The following is an 18925-nucleotide window of genomic DNA, read 5'->3' on the forward strand; positions in this document are numbered from 1 at the left end:
AAGCCGGGAAGCGGCGGCGCGTGACGATTGCTGATTGGATGCGAGGTCGTGGCCGATACGGGAGCCAGAAGCGCCCTTTCCGAACATACCGGATCAAACCCGACCGGAAGAAAACCGGGCAGGCATGTTTTGGACGTCAGCTGACGACGCGGTAACAGATGCTGGCGGTTCCCGAACTGATCATGCCGATGTGGGAGGCGGCGGCCTTGGAAAGATCGATGACGCGGCCGCGAATGAAAGGACCACGATCGTTGATGCGGACGACAACCGTCTTGCCGTTGCGCTTGTTGGTGACGGCGACCTTGGTGCCGAACTTGAGGTTCCGATGAGCGGCCGTCAGATATTTGGCGTTCATCCGTTCGCCGGACGCGGTGCGCGAGGAAAGCGCGTACCAGGATGCGCCGCCGCAGCCAGATCCTGCAGCGTGGCTTGGTGTTACCGATGTGAGAGTTGCCCCCAAGGCAAAAGTTGCCGCCAATGCAGCAGACGCGAATTTGGTCTTGATCAAAGACGACCCCTCGTTTGAAATTTAGTTAAGTCTCACTAAAGATGCGCTTGTCGGGGGAAAAAATGGCGAAAAAGTGCCTCAACCTTTAACGTTGCATTAGGAAATATTGACGATCTACAAAAAATTAAAATTACGAAATTTTGAAATTCTGTCACACTCCCGCAGAAATGCTTTGAAATCAGGCGTTAATCTGAAAATGCCTTTGCGGCTACCTCCCAACCCTGGGCCGGATATAAAAAATGATTCAAATTTTTGAAAAGTGCCTTATTTGGCCTGTTTCAAAGCTAGAAAATCGCCATATCTCGCTAAGGTTGCATATCCCTGAAAGAGAAAACGCAAATTTTCTTGCCAATTTGGATAGATTAAAATCGCCGAGAAACGCGAATATTTCAGCATTGGTTTCTTAGATCTATCGGAAGAAACCCATAGTCTTTCGAAATCATCTATACTTGAAAGATCATCCGCGCCATTGTCCGCCACTCCATAATTCCGCTAGCGAAATCCGATAGTCGGGGAAGCGAAACACGAAGCCGAGATCGCGCAGGCGCGCATTCGAAACGCGTTTGTTCTCGCCATAGAACGACCGCGCCATGGGAGACAATTCGGCCTCCTCGAAGGGAATTTCAGGCGGCGGGCTGACGCCCATCAGCCGTGCAGCCTCGGCAACGACGTCCTGCGGCGGCGCAGGCTCATTGTCGGTGACGTTGAAGATGCCACCGATCGATTTCTCCGCCAGAAAGCGTGCCGCGCCCGCGATATCCTCGACCCGGATGCGGTTGAAAACCTGGTTGGGCTTGATGAGGCGGCGCGCCGTGCCGGCTTCGAGATTGCAGAACGCATTGCGACCGGGGCCGTAGATACCGGCAAGCCGCAGTACCGCGACCGGGATATTGTTGTCGCGGCCAAAGGCAAGCCAGGCCTTCTCCGCCGCCACACGCTCCACGGAGCGAGCGGAAACCGGCTCCAATGAAGTCTCCTCCGTGACCCAGGCGCCACCATGATCACCATAGACGCCGACCGTCGAAAGATAGCCTGCCCATTCAAGGTTCGGCATCAGTTCGCCAAGCGGTGGCGCTTCGGGGCGCATCATCGGATCGCCCTCACGGCCCGGCGCGATGGACTGGAGCAGGTGCGTCGTCCGCCTCATCACGGAGGCGAGCTCCGGCGAAATGTTAACGCCGTCATAAACAAGCGCATCGATGCCAAGCGCGCGAAGGCCGCCGAGCTTGTCTTCCGACCGCGTCGTTCCGGTGACCGACTGCGCCAAGGGCAGAAAGGCCTTGGCAATGGCCGAGCCGGAAAAACCGGCGCCCAGGATCAGAACATGCATCACACAACTCCTGCCAGTTTCCATTCGGCGAGAACCTCGGCGTCCGACTCGCTCTGCCGTCTTGCCGCAAAATTCGCAAAATCGCCAGCCGTCATCAATCGTGAAAGCGCCCAGACCGCCATGCCGCGCACCGTTGGCGACATATCCTTCGACAAGGCCGCGCAGACATCAATCAGCCCCGCATCGCCGGAATTGCCGGCGGCGATCAGACAGTTGCGCACGAAGCGGTCGCGGCCGATGCGCTTGACCGGCGAGCCGGAGAAAAATGCGCGGAATGAAGCATCATCGAGCGTCAGAAGGAAGGACAGAGACGGCGCTCTCAAATCCTCGCGTGCCTTCAGCTTCATTTCCGAGGCTGTCGTGGCGAACTTGTTCCACGGACAGACGGCAAGACAGTCATCGCAGCCATAGATGCGGTTGCCGATCAAAGACCGCAAGGCCGGATCGATCGGCCCCTTGTGCTCAATCGTCAGATAGGAAATGCAGCGACGCGCGTCGATTTTGTGAGGAGCCGGAAAGGCATTGGTCGGGCAGACATCAAGGCAGGCGCGGCACGAGCCGCAATGATCCCGTTCGGGTTCGTCGATCATAAGGTCGGCCGTGGTGAACAGGCTGCCGAGAAACAGCCAGGAGCCGAATTCGCGGCTGACGAGATTGGTGTGCTTGCCCTGCCAGCCGAGGCCCGCCTGCTCAGCCAGCGGCTTCTCCATCACCGGGGCGGTATCGACGAAGACTTTGACGTCCTCACCTGCCCTTGCCGCAAAACGCGTCGCCACTTCCTTGAGCTTGCCTTTGATGACGTCGTGATAGTCGCGGTTGCGCGCATAAACCGAAATGGTCCCACGATCGGGCCGTTCAAGAAGCGAGCGCGGGTCCTCCTCAGGCCCATAATTCATGCCGAAAAGCACGACGGAGCGCACATCGCTCCACAGCACCCGGGGATCGGCGCGGCGGTCGGCCGTCTCCGCCATCCAGTCCATCGTGCCGTGATATCCTTCGCCAAGAAAGTCGGCGAGACGATCCGGCGCCTGCGGAATGGAGTCTGGACGCGCTACGCGGCAGACGTCGAAACCTTTGTCGCGGGCTTCGTCCTTGAGGAAGCTGGTGAGCGTCCGGCGCCTCTTGTCGTGCTTCTCCTTATGGAGCGCATCGCCCGGCACGGGGTTCTCCTGTTGCTGGCACATGATATCGACCGAAAACTGATTCACAGTTCCCGGTATCATGCCCTAAAAATCGAGATCAGCGTAGTGCGATACTGGGGTCACGCCGCGCACGCGCTCCGCTAACAGCGGCCTGAAGGATGGCCGGGATTTCAGCCGCTGGTACCAATCCTTCACCGCCGGAACCTCCGCCCAATCGATCTCGCCGAGATAATCAAGCACGGAGATTGCAGCGGCGGCGGCAAGATCCGCATAGGACAGGCGATCGCCGGCGAGATAGGTGCGCGAGCCGGCAAGCCAGCCCAGATATTTCAGATGCTGGCGAATGTTGGACCGCGACGTGCGAAGAACCTTCGAATCGGGTGCGCCGCCGCCTTGGTCCGGCGTCATCTGCAGCTTGAAAATGCGTTCACGGACCAGCGGCCGCGTGACATCCGCCTCCATCTTCTGCAGGAACCATTCTGCCAGCCGGCGGATTTCTGCGCGCTGGAACGGGTCTTCCGCCAGAAGCCTCCGGTCGCGCTTCAGAACACCGTTTGTCTCATCGAGATATTCGGAAATCACAGTCGCGCCACAGAGCGCCCGCATGCTGTCGTCGACGTAGACCGGCAGAGTGCCCGCGGGATTGAGCGTCAGGAAGTCACGCCGCTTCCCCCAGGGCTGCTCCTCTGCCAGTTCCGTCTGATAGCCGTATTCCGAAAGGATCAGGCGGACGAACCGGGAAGAGGTGGACATGGGGTGGTGGTAGAGAGTTGGCATGAGATATCGGGTTTCGTCAGTTCGATTGGGGGGATGGTTTGTCGCGGCGGTTTGATCTGGCCACGGCACGTTTGAAAAAGCTATAGGAACTTGCTGGCGCAAACACAAGCGCGTCAGCCAATGCCCTTCGATGGGTCCCAGACCTTAACCCCCAATGCTTCAGGGATACTTAATTCATGGCCGATCAATCGATCATCAGCGCTCTGGTTCTTGGCTTCATCGAAGGCCTGACCGAATTCATTCCGGTGTCTTCGACCGCGCATGTGCTGCTTGCCGGGCATTTCCTCGGCTTCAAGTCGCCCGGTAACACCTTTGCCGTACTCATCCAGCTCGGTGCGATCCTTGCGATCCTGCTCGTTTATTTCCAGCGTCTCCTGTCGATCGCTGCCGACCTGCCCTCGAGCGCCAAGGCACGGCAATTCGTCCTGTCGATCCTTCTCGCCTTCCTGCCGGCTGCCGCGATCGGCGCCGTGACGCATAGTTTCATCAAGAGCGTGCTGTTCGAAACGCCGATACTGATCTGCATCGTGCTGATCTTCGGTGGTGTCGTCCTCTATGCGATCGACCGTTTGCCGCTGAAGCCGAGATATAACGACGTCATGGACTATCCGCCGTCGCTCGCTCTGAAGATCGGGCTCTGCCAATGCCTGGCGATGGTTCCCGGCACGTCCCGCTCGGGTGCGACCATCGCCGGCGCGTTGCTGATGGGGACCGACAAGCGTTCCGCCGCCGAGTTCTCTTTCTTCCTCGCGATGCCCACCATGCTCGGCGCCTTCACGCTCGATCTCTACAAGAACCGTAGCGCGCTGAACTTCGACGACGTTTCGCTGATCGTCGTCGGCTTCTTTGCCGCGTTCTTGGCGTCGCTGATCGTCGTGCGCTCGCTCTTGAAATTCGTCTCCAGTCGCGGCTTTGCGCCGTTCGCCCTCTGGCGCATCGTCATCGGCATGGCCGGTCTCATCGGTCTCTGGCTGGTCGGCTGAATGGCAATAAAAAACCGCATGCACTCTCTTGCGAGACTGCATGCGGCCCCTGGCCCCCGCCATGAAACTGCGCCGCCTCAAAATGAGGCGGAAATTCTTATTCGGCCAACTTGCCGATCGAGGCCGTCGTGCACGGATCGACGCCATAGGCCGGCGCGCAGCTGTGATTGCTGGCGACCGTCTTCGGCGCAGCAAAAGATCCAGCCAGAACGATAAGTGCCGCGCACGCAAAGAAAATTGCGATCGACTTGCCCATGAAAAATATGCCTTTCAAGATGATATGACGGCGCCGGTCTCTCCTGAAACGAAGGACGCGGCGCGGCTGTTGTCTATGCGCTGGACCAGCCGTTATCAATATCAACAGATGCTGAATCGACGGTAAAGACCAATCGCTTTCTCAAGTGCGGCAGAACTGCAACGCTTTGATTTGAGGCGGGCAAAAAGAAACCGCCGGGCGCGCCGACGGTTTTTATTCAACCCGATTTTGACAAGTCAGGGCGGTCAGGCGGCGCCGCCGGACCGCGTATACTGTCCCTGTGGACGGTAACGCACCATGTAGGATGGCAGGATCGCTTCGACCGAGGTCGGCTCGATGCCGAACGCCTGCAACGTGCGGCCTTCGGTCTGCGCACCATCGGAAACGACGTTGTCGCGCTTCAGCAGGATGACCTGGTCTGGCGTGATCGGCGGCGCCACGAACGGCACCAGCGAGGCAACGGACCCCATCAGCGAGGCAATGCCGAAGGGAACCGGCAGCAGCGTGCGCTTGCGTCCGATGGTCTTCAGCATGAGCTCGAGACAGTTCTTGAAAGTCAGGACTTCCGGGCCGCCGAGCTCATAGATCTTGCCCTTGGCAACCTTGCCCTCGACGGCCTTGGCAGCCGCTTCGGCGACATCTGCGACGTAGACCGGCTGAAATGCGGTGTTGCCGCCGCCGACCAGCGGCAGGACCGGCGAGAGACGCGCCATCTTGGCGAACTTGTTGAAGAAACTGTCTTCTGGACCGAAAATGATCGACGGCCGCAGGATGACCGCTTCGGGAACGGTCTCCAGGATCGCCTTTTCCGCCCGGCCTTTCGATTTCGCATAAAGGGATTCGCCATTGGCATCGGCGCCGATGGCGGAAATATGGGTCAATGTCGCACCAACGCCACGCGCGGCCTCGGCCACGGCACGGGCGCCAAAATCCTGGACCGCATCGAAGGTGTTGCGACCGCTTTCAAACAGGATGCCGACGCAGTTGACGACATGATCGGCACCATGCACCGCCGCATCGACAGAATTGCGGTAGCGCAGGTTTGCCTGAACCAGGGAAATCTGGCCGACATTGCCGAGCGGCTGCAGGAAGCCGGCGAGATCCGGACGGCGGACGGCAACGCGGATGCGGAAGCCGCGTTTCGCGAGCGCACGAACGACATGACGGCCGACAAACCCGGACCCGCCGAAAACGGTAACGAGCGGGGGGAGGTTGGACAAGGTCATGGCGTGGCACTCCTGATCTTCAGCATGGTATATGTGAGCTACATAGCCCAATCATCGGGCGACGGGAAGGCTCATCGCCAAGGCTTTTCTGCCGCTTTCCGCCGCAGCATGGGACGCCGCTCAGACGCCTTCGGCGACCACCATTTCAGCACTCGCGACCTCGTGGCGGATCGCAGCCGCGATCTGGTACTCGGGCGAATTGTAGCAATCGATCGCCGCCTGTAGCGACGGGAACTCGATCACCACGTTACGGGACCGGACATCCCCCTCCAGACGCTGGAAAGCACCGCCGCGGGCCAGAAATTTAGCGCCGTATTTTTCAAAAGCCGGTTTTGCGGCCGCGACATAATCCTTATAGCGCTCGGCATCGCGGACATCGACGCGTGCAATCCAGTAGCCTCTTGCCATGACCGCTCCCTATTTTTATCGCAACTCGTCACTATTGCTTCCGCTTCTTCCGTCAATTCACTTGACCGGTCAAGGCCGGTGCGCGATCGCTTCGAGGCGGCGCCGGCGGACGCGCTGCCAGCCCCGGAAACACTCCCCATTTTCCGACGGGCAGATACAAGCACAATCAGACTCGGATCTGCCGCGCGGAGACATCGCGCTCCCGCCATTATCATGACGCTGATACTGGATTGACTGGTTATGCAGCCGGCGCGCCACGCATTTCATCGAGAATGGCGAGCGCCGCAGCCCTTGGATCGGCGGCCTTGACGATGGGGCGGGCGACGACGAGGTGGCTTGATCCGGCGGCAAGCGCATCGGCAGGTGTCATCACCCGCTTCTGGTCGCCCTTGTCGCTGCCGGCGGGCCGGATACCGGGGGTGACGATTGCCATGTCGGGCCCGACGATCTTGCGGACCGCAGAGGCTTCCTCGGCCGAGCAGACGATGCCGCCCATTCCGGCCGCCCGTGCCTGTTCGGCGCGGCGAAGTACCAGGGCTTGCGGGTCAAATTGGTAGCCGGCGTCAATGACATCCTGCGCATCCATCGAGGTCAGCACGGTGACGCCAAGCAAGCAAAGGTCGGAGCCGCGCGCAGCTTCGACGGCCGCTTTCATCGCTTTCGGATAGGCGTGCAGCGTCAGCATCGACATGCCCATCTTGACGATGTTCTCGACACCCTTGGCAACCGTATTGTCGATATCAAGCAACTTCATGTCGAGGAAGACCTTCTTGCCGTGGCTGGCAAGATCGCGGGCAAATTCGAGCCCACCGGCGAAGGCCAATTGATAGCCGATCTTATAAAACAGCACGTCGTCGCCCAGCGTTTTGACGATCGTCTCGGCTTCGCCGATCGTGGGGACATCAAGGCCGACGATCAGCCGGTCGCGCGCGGTTGCAGTCATTCTTGCCATCCTTGCCAGAGCTCAAACGGCCTCCAATCGCATGCAACGGACCAGTCCGCAAGAGCAAACGCAAAGAGATTGCCGCTGCCGCCCGGCTAATCCTTGGTCCCGTCGCTCGAGAGGATGCGGCCGAGTTGTTTTGCCCATCCACACCGTGCGGCCGCCTCCGATCTTGCAGCTCCCAGCTCGGACAATCCCCAGGCACATCCGGTTCGATGCCAACCTGCGGATGCGCCACGCAGATGCCGAACATCAATCGGCCTCAATGCGTCTTGCGATAGACCCACAACTGCGCAGGCGGAATGTTGCGCACAACAAAATCATAGTGGGAGATCTGATAACGATCCGGCATGGCGACGACCGGCGACAGCGGACCGTAGGAAATCTGGACGACGGGCCGGCCGACAGGAATCCGCGATAGCAGATCCTCGATCAGCGACACCCTCATATGCATCGGAAAATTCAGAAGCGGCACGGCCGAAATGACGCTGTCGAACGTCTGGTCCTTATGCGCGCCCAAAGTCTTTTCGAGGTCGAAGGCATCGCCATTGATGAAATCCACGCCGGGATAGGCCTTGACCAGATGTTGAAAGAAATCGGTGGAGAATTCGACCGAGACCAAATTTTGAGGCTGCACGCCCTTCTGCAAGATCGCCTTGGTGATGACGCCGGTGCCGGGGCCAAGTTCGAGAACGGGGAGGCCCGAATGGGGATTGACGACGCTTGCCATTCGCCGGGCGGTTATTCCGGACGTCGGCACAATCGAGCCGACTGCCTTCATATTGCTGCGCCATCCCTTGAAGAAACGAATCTCCTCGTCGAATTTCTTGCCAAGACGCTCTTTCAGACGAAAATTCATGCGCATCTCCACCACTATATTGCCCGCACCCTGAACAGTACATCATGTTCGCAGCGCAGCGTCCTCCAAGTACGACATGATTATGTGTCGCTGACTGCGACAAAAACAAGTCGTTTCGCGTCATTAAATCGAGATGCCAACAGATCAGTTGCCGTCAGCGCCTGGTTACGGTCGCAGCGATCGGTGCCCAACCCAATACCTCCCGAGCCGCGACGACAACGGCCGGAGATCGTTCCGGCCGTCGCTTCAAACCTGAGATGACTCTTGCGGCCCTAGACGCGCATCGGCATCAGAACATAGAGCGCGTCGTCGCCTGCCATGTCGCGCACCAGCGTCGGCGAGCCGGGATCGGCGAGCATGAACACGGCGTCGGTGCCGGAGAGCTGCGCGGTGATATCGAGCAGATATTTGGCATTGAAGCCGATTTCCAGTGGATCGCTATCATAGCCGACCGCGAGTTCTTCCGTTGCACTTCCCGAATCCGGGTTGTTGACGGTCAGCGTCAATTGCCCGTCGGAAAGGGCGAGCTTGACAGCGCGGCCGCGCTCGGAGGAGATCGTGGACACACGGTCAACAGCCTGGGCGAAGGTTTGGCAATCGATCTTCAGCTCCTTGTCGTTGTTGGCCGGAATGACGCGCTGGTAGTCCGGGAAGGTGCCGTCGATCAGCTTTGAGGTCATGACGATCGAGCCGATGGTGAGCCGGATCTTGGCGTCCGAAACCTCAACGGTCACAATCACATCCGGATTGTCGACCAGCTTCTGCAGTTCGCTGACGGTTTTGCGCGGGATGATGATGCCTGGCATGCCTTCGGAACCGGATGGCGCTTCCAGATCGGCGCGGGCGAGACGGTGGCCGTCGGTGGCCACGGCCCGCAGCTTGAGCTGACCCTTGCTTTCGATCGTATGGATATAGATGCCGTTCAGATAGTAGCGGGTTTCTTCCGTCGAGATCGCAAACTGGGTGCGATCGATCAGCATCTTCAGGTCGGTGGCCTTGATGCGGAAGCTATGTGTAAACGTTCCGGCGGTAAGATCCGGGAAATCGGACTGCGGCAGGCACTGCAGCGAGAACCTCGACCGGCCTGAGGTGACCGTCATCGCCGTACCTTCGGCGTTGGTCGCAAGCAGGACCTCGGAACCATCCGGCAGCTTGCGCACGATGTCATAGAGCAGATGGGCCGGAACCGTCGTCGCGCCCGCCTGCTCGACCTGCGCCGGCGTCGCTTCGGTGATTTCCAAGTCGAGGTCGGTCGCCTTCATTTCGAGGCTTGCGCCATCGGAGCGCAACAGCACGTTCGAGAGGATCGGAATGGTGTTGCGCCGCTCGACCACGCGGTGAACGTGGTTCAGCGACTTCAGGAGATTGGACCGCTCGAGAGTAATGCGCATGGGATGCTACCGCTTTCAACCATCGCCGGACGGGCCGCGCCTCCCGGCTTGAACTTTTGAAATGCCCGCTTTCGGACGGGAAAGATGTGGACAGGCAAAATGGCAGAAAGAAGCCGTGAAAAGCAAGGGGTAACGGCGGGAGAGCCCCAGTAATGTTTGCTTCGGCGTGAATCCGCAGCTCTTGCCGAAGCGCGACCGCTGACCCATAAAGGTCAGACGCCAGCTTAACGGCGGATAGCAGTATTTAAGGTACGCAGTTTTGGAAAAGCAGGCATCGGGCGAAACACGGCCAAGTGAGAGGCACAAAAGCTACCGGCTGCACAATGTCACTGTGCCCGCCCGCCCCCTGGAACCGGCGCTCTATCTTGTTGCCACCCCGATCGGCAATCTTTCCGATATCACCCTTCGCGCGCTCGAAACGCTGGCCGGTGCCGACGTGCTTGCCTGCGAGGATACCCGCGTCACCCGGGTGCTGCTCGACCGCTATGGCATCGTCAACCGACCCTATGCCTATCACGAGCACAATGCCAACGAGGTCGGGCCGAAACTGCTCGCCGCGCTTGACGAGGGTAGATCCGTCGCTCTCGTCTCCGATGCCGGCACGCCGCTGGTCTCCGATCCCGGTTATCGGCTCGGCCAGATCGCCATTGCGGCCGGCCACCGCGTCGTTCCGATCCCGGGCGCCTCCGCCCCGCTTGCCGCATTGGTCGGCTCCGGCCTTCCCAACGACGCTTTTCTCTTCGCCGGTTTCCTGCCCTCCAAGGACAAGGCGCGCCGCGACCGGCTTGCGGAGCTTGCAACTGTTCCCGCCACGCTGATCTTCTTCGAATCCCCGCACCGGATCGCCGCCACGATCGCCGCCGCCCATGACGTTCTCGGGGCCGGGCGCCGGGCTTCCGTCTGCCGCGAACTGACCAAGACCTTCGAGGAGTTCCGCCGCGGCACGCTGGCCGAGCTCAGGGCTTTTTATGATGAAGGTGCTACCGTCAAGGGCGAGATCGTGCTCATCATCGGCCCGCCGGATGCGCCGGCGGCACCGGAGGCGGATGACGTCGATGCCATTCTCTTGAACCTGGTCAAGGATATGCCGACCGGCAAGGCGGCGACGGAGGCAGCCAGGCAGACCGGCCTCAACCGCAAGGACCTCTACGACAGGCTGCTGGAGCTCAAAGGCTGGAATGAAGCGTGAGCCACCCGACAGGAAGCGCCTGAAAGCGCTCCGGCGCGGCGCGCTCGCCGAGTACCGCGCTGCCCTGTCGCTCATCATGAAAGGCTACCGCATCGTCGCCTTCCGTTATCGCACCAAACTGGGCGAGATCGACATCATCGCACGCAAAGGCAATCTGATCGCCTGCGTCGAAGTCAAGGCCCGCCGGTCGCTCGACGATTCCGTTTTTGCGGTTTCCAATTTTGCACAACAGCGCATCCGTGCCGCAAGCGACCTATGGCTGGCAAAACAGCCTGATTTTGCGCATCTTTCAATCCGTTACGACATCATTTCCGTCATGCCCTGGCGTTGGCCGGTCCATCTTCCCGATGCCTTTTGAAGGACTGTGCATCGCGATGATCGAATCGAAACAAAAACGTTATCCGCGCGTCATGAAAGGCCGGTAGCCCGGTTCCTCACAAGTGGAAATGCTCACCCAATATGAGCATGGGAGAAAAATGTGGGACTAGGTGGCAAATAGCACCAATGGCAGTTTGCGACCCTTAGCTGCCATTCAGATGTTGCGGCAAGAACACTGGATTGCCTGGCTCTTAAGCCGTCCCGAGGGCAGTGAGGTCGCAGTTTTCAAGGAAGACCAAGTTCGCTTCGATTTTGTCCAAGGGCCAATCCCACCAAGCAATATCGAGAAGTTCGTTAATTATTTCGATGGGATAGCGCATCCGAATGACGGTGGCCGGGTTTCCTCCAACAACCGCGTAGGGTGGAACGTTGCGAGCAACGACCGACGCAGCAGCGATGATCGCGCCTGCACCGATTTGCACACCCGGCATGATCGCTGCGTCGTGGCCAATCCATACATCGTGACCGACAACTGTATCCTTCACTGGCAGGTCTTTGTAGCCGAAGGTCTCGGGTTTGAAGATGCGGAATGGATAGGTGCTGAAGCTTGTCATCGGATGATTGGCTGAACTTGTGATAAAGTAACTTCCCCGAGCGATCTGGACAAATTTACCGATTACCAGCCGCTCGCGAACGCTATGACCCAGATAGGGTGCGAGTATTTTGGCAGTGTCCTCCGGTTTCCCAGAGTGAGTGTAATAGCTGTATTCGCCGATCTCCATGCGCGGATGGTCAATAACATTCTTCAGATAGACCGTGTCGCTATAAAGCGTGCCGTCCGGCAGAGTGATTGGATGAGTTGCATTTGCATCGAGAAGAGGCATGAAGAACACTTTTCAGAAGAAGGCCAGCGCAATTACACGACCGAAGCTGGTCCGGAAGAGCGATGGAATCCATCGCGCTCCCCAAACGCTTTCATGAATAATTTGAATGGCAATACGCTCAGCGCGTTTCGGGTAGCATCTGCGATGACCGCTCATGGCGCAAAGCTGCCGCCTGTACCACCTCGAAACAGCTGACGGCATTTGCTCCAAAAATGCCTGAAAACTCATCCCCGTCCATCCCCGCCCTTTGCACCCGTGCCATACTCTTCCCGTCCCACCACGGATACACCGGTTTGCGTTGCCGGCGAGGTGGGGCTGGTGCCCGGATGGTTTGGCGGAACGCGCGCGAAATCCCCGGGGCTGCGTGAAAGGCGGTTCTCCTCCGGTTCGCAAATGAACCGGGCGTGCCGGGTGGCCACACCGTCTTTGACGGTCCAGGGCTGACCCCGCCTCATTGAAAAGCCTGGCGGATAAGCGGCCGGGCCGGGGCATTGGAGGTTTCTCCTCACAAGGGAGAAGCGCAGAAGACGGTAAAAGACACTGAAACGGGGCACATCGCGTGTCATTTATCTATTCTATCTGAGGCACCCGATGTGCCCCGGCCGATCCCGCCGACGTTTGTCGCCGGCGAACCTGCAGATGTTTCAAGCCACGGGCGAAAAAGCCGCCGCGTGAACGGGAAGGCATGCTCGATGGAAACGACGGTAGAAATCTGTCTGGCTTCCCGGATGCCATTTGATATAGACAGGTTCTCTCAACGACGCCCACGATCAACAGGAAATGACTCATGGCAAGAATCGTCAATGTCGCGATCCAGATGGATCACGTTTCGGGCATCAATATCGCTGGCGACAGCACCTTCGCCATCAGCCTCGAAGCGCAGGCGCGCGGCTACAGGCTGTTCCATTACACGCCGAACCAGTTGTCGCTGCGCGACGGCAAGGTCTTCGCCACCGTGCAGCCGATGATGCTGCGCGACGTCAAGGGCGATCACTACACGCTGGGCGAAGCCGAACGCATCGACCTGTCGACCATGGACGTGGTGCTTTTGCGCCAGGACCCGCCCTTCGACATGGCCTATATCACCTCGACGCATCTGCTCGAGCGCGTCCACCCGAGGACACTCGTCGTCAATGATCCGGCCTGGGTGCGCAACTCGCCGGAGAAGATCTTCGTCACCGAATTTCCCGACCTGATGCCGAAGACGCTGATCACCCGCGATCCGGCCGAGATCGCCAGCTTCCGCGCCGAGATGGGCGACATCATCCTGAAGCCACTCTATGGCAATGGCGGCGCCGGCGTGTTTCATTCGACCCGCGACGACCGCAACCTGTCATCCCTGTTGGAAATGTTCGGCCAGATGTTCCGCGAACCGTTCATCGCCCAGGAATACCTTCCGGCCGTGCGCAAGGGCGACAAGCGCATCATCCTCGTCGACGGCGAACCGGCCGGCGCGATCAACCGTGTTCCGGCCGAAAACGACGCGCGTTCCAACATGCATGCCGGCGGCAAGCCCGAGCCGAGCGAACTGACCAAGCGGGAAAAGGAAATCTGCGCCCGCATCGGGCCCGCGCTGCGCGAGCGTGGGTTCCTGCTCGTCGGCATAGATGTCATCGGCGACGTCATGACCGAGATCAACGTCACCTCGCCCACCGGCATCCGCGAAGTGAAGAAGTTCGGCGGCGCCGATATCGCCGCGCTTCTTTGGGACGCGATCGAACGCAAGCGCGCCTGAGAGAATAGAACCAACCGAGGCGTTCGCATGTCTCGGTTGCACGCCCGCCTCATCCCACGGATGTTCGCGGTTGTTCCGCTTCGTTCGCGAAATGCAACCTGCCTCAACCTGGCCGATTATCGCCATTGGACATGTTCGATAATTGTTCTTGTTTTATTCCGCTATTCGTGCAAGATTTCACGACACAACCGGTAGAGGTTGTGGTGGCAGGGGTTGAGCCTGCCTCGCGGTAAGAGGGGCAATCATGGTCGCGCGTGTCAGTACGGTTGCATTCCAGGGCATAGAAGGCCTGCCCGTCGACGTCCAGGTGATGGTGGCGCCAGGCAAGGTCGGTATGCAGATCGTCGGACTTCCCGACAAGGCAGTGGCCGAAAGCCGGGAGCGCGTCCAGGCGGCACTGCATGCCTCTGGACTGTCGCTGCCCGCCAAGAAAGTCACCATCAACCTCGCGCCGGCCGACCTGCCAAAGGAAGGCAGCCATTTCGATCTTCCCATCGCGCTTGGCCTGATGGCGGCGCTTGGCGCCATTCCCGCGGATGCGCTTGGCGGTTACGTCGTTATCGGTGAACTCAATCTCGACGGGACGATCGCTGCCGTCGCCGGCGCGCTGCCCGCCGCGATTGGCGCCAATGGCCTCGGCAAGGGGCTGATCTGCCCGTCCGACAGCGGCGCAGAGGCGGCCTGGGCGGGTGCCGAGATAGATATTCTCGCTCCGCGCAGCCTGATCGCGCTCGCCAACCATTTTCGTGGAACCCAGGTTCTCTCCCGCCCGGAGCCGGCGGTGCGCGCAAGTGCTGCCAATATGCCTGATCTCGCCGATATCAAGGGCCAGGAAAGCGCCAAGCGGGCGCTGGAGGTGGCAGCGGCAGGGAACCACAATCTCCTGATGGTCGGGCCGCCCGGTTCCGGCAAATCGATGCTTGCCGCTCGCCTTCCCTCCATCCTGCCGCCACTATCGCCCGCCGAACTGCTGGAAGTCTCTATGATCCATTCGATCGCCGGGCAACTGCCCGGCGGCAAGCTGTCGGACCGGCGACCCTTCCGGACGCCGCATCATTCGGCGACGATGGCCGCGATGATCGGCGGTGGCATGCGCGCCAAGCCGGGCGAGGCCTCGCTTGCCCATAACGGCGTGCTGTTCCTCGACGAGTTTCCTGAGTTTACCCCACAGGTTCTCGATGCGCTGCGCCAGCCACTCGAAACGGCCGAATGCATCATCGCCCGCGCCAATCACCGCGTCACCTATCCGGCCGCGATCCAGCTGGTCGCCGCGATGAATCCCTGCCGCTGCGGCATGGCGGGCGAACCGGGGCATAGCTGCGCCCGCGGTCCCCGTTGCGTCGCCGACTATCAGGGGCGCATTTCCGGCCCGCTGATGGACCGGATCGATATCCGCATCGATGTCCCCTCCGTCACCGCCGCCGACCTTATCCGCCCGGCACCGGCCGAGTCGAGTGCCGTCGTCGCAAGACGTGTAGCCCGTGCCCGCGAAATCCAGGCAGATCGCTTCATCGCCTTCGGCATGCCGGACATCCTCTCGAACGCGCGCTGCTCTACATCCATGATCGAGAAGATGGCTGAGCCGGATGCCGGCGGCCTGCAATTGCTGCGCGACGCCGCGGAAAAGATGAAATTTTCGGCGCGCGGCTACCACCGCGTCCTGAAAGTCGCCCGCACGCTTGCCGATCTCGACGCGAAGGCAACGGTCGGGCGCATCCACCTGGCCGAGGCGATCTCCTACCGCATTGCCGGGGAACGGTTGACGGCCGCGGCATGAGCAACGTCTGGAAAACCACCCTCAGGCGGGCATGAGGGTGGCTTGGCTTTCAACGCGGACGATTGTGGACGATCAGCCGACGAGGTGTTCGAACAGGACCGTCGACAGGTAGCGCTCGGCGAAGGACGGGATGATGACGACGATGTTCTTGCCTTCATTTTCCGGGCGCTGGCCGATCTTGATCGCAGCTGCCAGCGCAGCACCGGAGGAGATGCCGACCGGCACGCCTTCGAGCTTTGCGACCTGCCGTGCCGTTTCCACGGCCTGGGCGCTGTTGACGGTGACGACCTCGTCGTAGATTTTCGTATCGAGGATGGCAGGTGCGAAGCCTGCCCCGATGCCCTGGATCTTGTGCGGGCCGGGAGCGCCACCGGAAAGGACGGGCGATTCTTCCGGCTCGACGGCGATGACCTGGATCGACGGTTTGCGGGCCTTGAGCACTTGGCCAGCGCCGGTGATCGTACCGCCGGTGCCGATGCCGGAAACGAGGATGTCGACGCTGCCGTCGGTGTCGTTCCAGATTTCCTCGGCCGTCGTCTTGCGGTGGATTTCCGGATTGGCCGGGTTTTCGAACTGCTGCGGGATGATCGCATCCGGCAAGGTCGCTGCCAGTTCCTCCGCCTTGGCAATGGCGCCCTTCATGCCCTTCGGGCCTTCCGTCAGCACCAGTTCGGCACCGAGCAGGGCCAGCATCTTGCGGCGTTCGACCGACATGGTTTCCGGCATGGTGAGGATCAGCTTGTATCCCTTGGCCGCGGCGGCAAAGGCGAGCGCGATACCGGTATTGCCCGACGTCGGCTCGACCAGCGTTGTCTTGCCGGGCGTGATCTTGCCCTGTGCTTCCAGCGATTCGATCATCGCAACGCCGATGCGATCCTTGACCGAGGCGATCGGGTTGAAGAACTCCAGCTTCGCCAGAAGATTGGCCTTCACCCCGTTTTCCTTCGCCAGCTTGTCGAGGCGAACGATCGGTGTATCGCCGATGGTCTCGGTTATCGAGGAATAGATGCGGCCGCGGCCGGGCTTGCGCTGATCTGACATGATGTTCTCCCTTTTGCCAAGTTGGGAGGGACAATAGGATCAAACCAGCCCACTTGCCAGAGTACTATTGTCCAACCACTTGATCCTGATTGGAAAAATCTGTTGTGGAACTAACGGTTGCCGAATGATTATTTCAGGCAGCACGTGTGGCGATATAGGCGGCGGTGGTGCCGAGAATACCGGCGGCGATCCGGTTCAGCGACTTCAGCGCACGGGGTTGTTTTAGAAGCAGCCGGGCGCGAGAGGCGAGCAGGATATAGGGGATCAGAACCGCCATCAGGACGATGAAGGTCGAGCCGACGAGAATGGCATATTCATTGAGGCCGATCGCGCGCAAATCGATCAGCGTCGGCACCAGCGCAACGTAAAACAGCATGGTCTTCGGGTTGCCTAGCGTCACCAGCAATCCGGACAGGAAGGACAGGCCCATGTTGGCGCTTTTCTTCGCCTGGATCTCCTGCGGCAGCAGCCCGGCGGTCCAGAGCTTATAGGCAATATAGACAAGATAGAGCGCCCCGAGGATCTTGATGACCATGAAGGCAGTGGTGAAGGTTTGCGCGACAAAGGCGAGACCGAGAATGACTGCCGTCAGGTAGATCAGGTCGCCGAGAACAAGGCCGAGCCCCATGAAGAAGGTCTCGCGGAAACCGGAGCCGAGCGCGCGCGCGACGATCGCCGTCATGCCCGGACCAGGAATCGCCGCGGCAATAAAAAGCGCGCCGCAATAGGCGAGAAGGGTTGCAAGGCTCATCATCAACTCCGAAGATTTGCGAGCGCGCTGTTTAGCCGTTTTTCTTGAACCGGGCAATGTGGCTGCATTGATCGAAGCGGCTGTTCCGGCTAATGCATTGGTCCGGCACAAACCTTACACCGCCCGGAACTGGAGGCCGTTCATGCCTGGAACCGCAAGCTTGGCCGCGTTTGCCCTTGTCGCACTTGGTATGGTGCTGACGCCCGGTCCGAACATGATCTATCTGATCTCCCGCTCGCTCTGTCAGGGGCCGGTGGCGGGATTGGTCTCGCTCACCGGCGTCGGCCTCGGCTTCCTGGTCTATATGCTCTCAGCCGCCTTCGGCATCACCGCGCTGTTGCTGGCGGTACCCTATGCCTATGATGCGCTACGGTTTGCCGGCGCGCTCTATCTCTTCTATCTCGCCTGGCAGGCCCTGCGTCCCGGCGGGCGCTCGGCCTTCGAGGTGCGCGACCTGCCGGCCGACAGTCCGCGGCGTCTTTTCCTGATGGGCTTTGCGACCAGCCTCCTGAACCCGAAGATAGCCGTTCTCTACCTGTCTCTGTTGCCGCAGTTCATCGATCCCGCCCTGGGCGGGGTGTTTTCACAATCCGTCGTGCTTGGCACGATCCAGATCCTCACCAGCCTTTCCGTCAATGCACTGATCGTGTTGACGGCTGGCTCCATCGCCACGTTCTTCGCCGGCCGTCCGGCATGGCTTTCCCTGCAGCGCTGGCTGATGGGCGGCGTGCTCGGCGCGCTTGCTCTTCGCATGGCAATGGAAAGCCGCCGCTGAGACGGTTTTTCTTTCCTCCCAACCAAGACTTGAGCATGCCATGACAACAGCACTTCTTATCATCGACGTTCAGAACGCCATCCTCGAGGGCGAAGGCACACCAGAGCGCCAGCCTGTCATAGACGCGGCCCTCAACGAGACGGTCGGCCGGCTGCAGTCGATCCAGGCCCGCGCGCGTGCCGCCCATGTCCCGGTCATTCTCGTGCAGCACGACGGCGGCCCGGGAGACCCGCTCGCGCGCTCATCCAAGGGCTGGGGCCTGCGCCATGAAATTGCGCCGTTGCTCGGCGAGACCGTCGTTCACAAGACAAGCTGTGACAGCTTCTTCCAGACGGACCTGCAGGAACAGCTGGCAGAACGGTCCATTACCCATCTTGTCATCGGCGGCTGTCAGTCACAATTCTGCGTCGATACCACGGCGCGTCGTGCGGTCACGCTGGGCTATGACGTGACGCTGCTTTCCGACGGCCACTCCACCGGCGACATGGGCGAACTGACGTTTCCGCAGATCATCGCCCACCACAATGCCGTGCTCGGCGGTTTCAACGCCGGCGGACATGCCATCGAGCTACGCCGATCGGACGAAATCACTTTCTGACGATCGGCCTAAATTAGAAGCTATCTCGCTGTCG

At 60.2% G+C, this 18925-nt stretch carries 20 protein-coding genes; 8 read left to right on the forward strand and 12 right to left on the reverse strand.

What is annotated here, in order from left to right:
• Positions 1-136: 136 nt before the first annotated feature.
• The 4 genes from ACSQ2Z_RS20340 to ACSQ2Z_RS20355 form a co-directional block, all read right to left on the reverse strand.
• On the reverse strand, positions 137-460 hold the full coding sequence (locus ACSQ2Z_RS20340) for a septal ring lytic transglycosylase RlpA family protein (RefSeq protein ID WP_436083141.1): 324 nt from the start codon (positions 458-460) through the stop codon (positions 137-139).
• A 505-nt stretch (positions 461-965) separates the two neighbouring features.
• Positions 966-1838 (reverse strand): SDR family oxidoreductase, encoded by an 873-nt coding sequence (locus ACSQ2Z_RS20345; protein WP_436082873.1) that lies wholly within the window; start codon positions 1836-1838, stop codon positions 966-968.
• Positions 1838-2998, reverse strand: coding sequence for a tRNA epoxyqueuosine(34) reductase QueG (gene queG, locus ACSQ2Z_RS20350; RefSeq protein ID WP_436083142.1), 1161 nt, complete (start codon positions 2996-2998; stop codon positions 1838-1840). Before queG ends, ACSQ2Z_RS20345 begins: the two co-directional genes overlap by 1 nt.
• Positions 2999-3064: 66 nt before the next feature.
• Complete coding sequence (locus ACSQ2Z_RS20355) at positions 3065-3757, reverse strand: glutathione S-transferase family protein (protein ID WP_436082874.1); 693 nt, start codon at positions 3755-3757, stop codon at positions 3065-3067.
• Positions 3758-3933: 176 nt separating this feature from the next.
• Here ACSQ2Z_RS20355 and ACSQ2Z_RS20360 point away from each other — a divergent pair, with 176 nt between their 5' ends.
• Together ACSQ2Z_RS20360 and ACSQ2Z_RS20365 are read left to right on the forward strand one after the other, a co-directional pair.
• Complete coding sequence (locus ACSQ2Z_RS20360; RefSeq protein WP_436082875.1) at positions 3934-4740, forward strand: undecaprenyl-diphosphate phosphatase; 807 nt, start codon at positions 3934-3936, stop codon at positions 4738-4740.
• Between the two features lie 61 nt (positions 4741-4801).
• Positions 4802-5122, forward strand: a complete 321-nt coding sequence (locus ACSQ2Z_RS20365) for a hypothetical protein (RefSeq protein ID WP_436083148.1) — start codon at positions 4802-4804, stop codon at positions 5120-5122.
• 119 nt (positions 5123-5241) lie between these two features.
• Here ACSQ2Z_RS20365 and ACSQ2Z_RS20370 read toward each other — a convergent pair whose 3' ends face one another.
• The 5 genes from ACSQ2Z_RS20370 to dnaN all read right to left on the reverse strand — a co-directional run bounded on the left by ACSQ2Z_RS20370 (position 5242) and on the right by dnaN (position 9823).
• Positions 5242-6222 carry a complex I NDUFA9 subunit family protein gene (locus ACSQ2Z_RS20370; protein ID WP_436082876.1) on the reverse strand — a complete coding sequence of 327 codons (981 nt, stop codon included), beginning with the start codon at positions 6220-6222 and terminating at the stop codon, positions 5242-5244.
• Between the two features lie 120 nt (positions 6223-6342).
• Complete coding sequence (locus tag ACSQ2Z_RS20375) at positions 6343-6630, reverse strand: DUF1330 domain-containing protein (protein WP_436082877.1); 288 nt, start codon at positions 6628-6630, stop codon at positions 6343-6345.
• 238 nt (positions 6631-6868) lie between these two features.
• Positions 6869-7573 (reverse strand): orotidine-5'-phosphate decarboxylase, encoded by a 705-nt coding sequence (pyrF, locus tag ACSQ2Z_RS20380; RefSeq protein WP_436082878.1) that lies wholly within the window; start codon positions 7571-7573, stop codon positions 6869-6871.
• A 262-nt stretch (positions 7574-7835) separates the two neighbouring features.
• Positions 7836-8432, reverse strand: a complete 597-nt coding sequence (gene pmtA, locus ACSQ2Z_RS20385; RefSeq protein ID WP_436082879.1) for a phospholipid N-methyltransferase PmtA — start codon at positions 8430-8432, stop codon at positions 7836-7838.
• A 272-nt stretch (positions 8433-8704) separates the two neighbouring features.
• Positions 8705-9823: a DNA polymerase III subunit beta gene (gene dnaN, locus ACSQ2Z_RS20390; protein WP_436082880.1), complete on the reverse strand. Its 1119-nt coding sequence runs from the start codon at positions 9821-9823 to the stop codon at positions 8705-8707.
• Between the two features lie 259 nt (positions 9824-10082).
• Between dnaN and rsmI the strand changes: the two genes are divergently transcribed.
• Positions 10083-11012 (forward strand): 16S rRNA (cytidine(1402)-2'-O)-methyltransferase, encoded by a 930-nt coding sequence (gene rsmI / locus ACSQ2Z_RS20395; RefSeq protein ID WP_436082881.1) that lies wholly within the window; start codon positions 10083-10085, stop codon positions 11010-11012.
• A complete protein-coding gene (locus tag ACSQ2Z_RS20400; RefSeq protein WP_436082882.1) occupies positions 11002-11370 on the forward strand; it encodes a YraN family protein in 369 nt (122 codons plus the stop codon). The genes rsmI and ACSQ2Z_RS20400 overlap by 11 nt, the downstream gene beginning before the upstream one ends.
• A 211-nt stretch (positions 11371-11581) precedes the next feature.
• Here ACSQ2Z_RS20400 and ACSQ2Z_RS20405 read toward each other — a convergent pair whose 3' ends face one another.
• Positions 11582-12214, reverse strand: a complete 633-nt coding sequence (locus tag ACSQ2Z_RS20405) for a CatB-related O-acetyltransferase (protein ID WP_436082883.1) — start codon at positions 12212-12214, stop codon at positions 11582-11584.
• Positions 12215-13001: 787 nt separating this feature from the next.
• On the opposite strand from ACSQ2Z_RS20405, the gene gshB reads away from it, so the two are divergent.
• Together gshB and ACSQ2Z_RS20415 are read left to right on the forward strand one after the other, a co-directional pair.
• Entirely contained in the window at positions 13002-13949 is a 948-nt protein-coding gene (gene gshB / locus ACSQ2Z_RS20410) for a glutathione synthase (RefSeq protein WP_436082884.1), read from the forward strand.
• 244 nt (positions 13950-14193) lie between these two features.
• Positions 14194-15726: a YifB family Mg chelatase-like AAA ATPase gene (locus ACSQ2Z_RS20415; protein WP_436082885.1), complete on the forward strand. Its 1533-nt coding sequence runs from the start codon at positions 14194-14196 to the stop codon at positions 15724-15726.
• A gap of 72 nt (positions 15727-15798) precedes the next feature.
• On the opposite strand, the gene cysK is transcribed toward ACSQ2Z_RS20415, so the two are convergent.
• Together cysK and ACSQ2Z_RS20425 are read right to left on the reverse strand one after the other, a co-directional pair.
• Entirely contained in the window at positions 15799-16767 is a 969-nt protein-coding gene (gene cysK / locus ACSQ2Z_RS20420; protein ID WP_436082886.1) for a cysteine synthase A, read from the reverse strand.
• Between the two features lie 133 nt (positions 16768-16900).
• Entirely contained in the window at positions 16901-17518 is a 618-nt protein-coding gene (locus tag ACSQ2Z_RS20425) for a LysE family translocator (protein ID WP_436082887.1), read from the reverse strand.
• A 142-nt stretch (positions 17519-17660) separates the two neighbouring features.
• On the opposite strand from ACSQ2Z_RS20425, the gene ACSQ2Z_RS20430 reads away from it, so the two are divergent.
• On the forward strand, positions 17661-18293 hold the full coding sequence (locus ACSQ2Z_RS20430; protein ID WP_436082888.1) for a LysE family translocator: 633 nt from the start codon (positions 17661-17663) through the stop codon (positions 18291-18293).
• Positions 18294-18333: 40 nt separating this feature from the next.
• Positions 18334-18891: a cysteine hydrolase family protein gene (locus tag ACSQ2Z_RS20435; protein WP_436082889.1), complete on the forward strand. Its 558-nt coding sequence runs from the start codon at positions 18334-18336 to the stop codon at positions 18889-18891.
• Positions 18892-18925: the final 34 nt, after the last annotated feature.

It is taken from the genome of Pararhizobium sp. LjRoot235 (genome assembly GCF_964254145.1).
Classification (GTDB): Bacteria; Pseudomonadota; Alphaproteobacteria; order Rhizobiales; family Rhizobiaceae; genus Pararhizobium.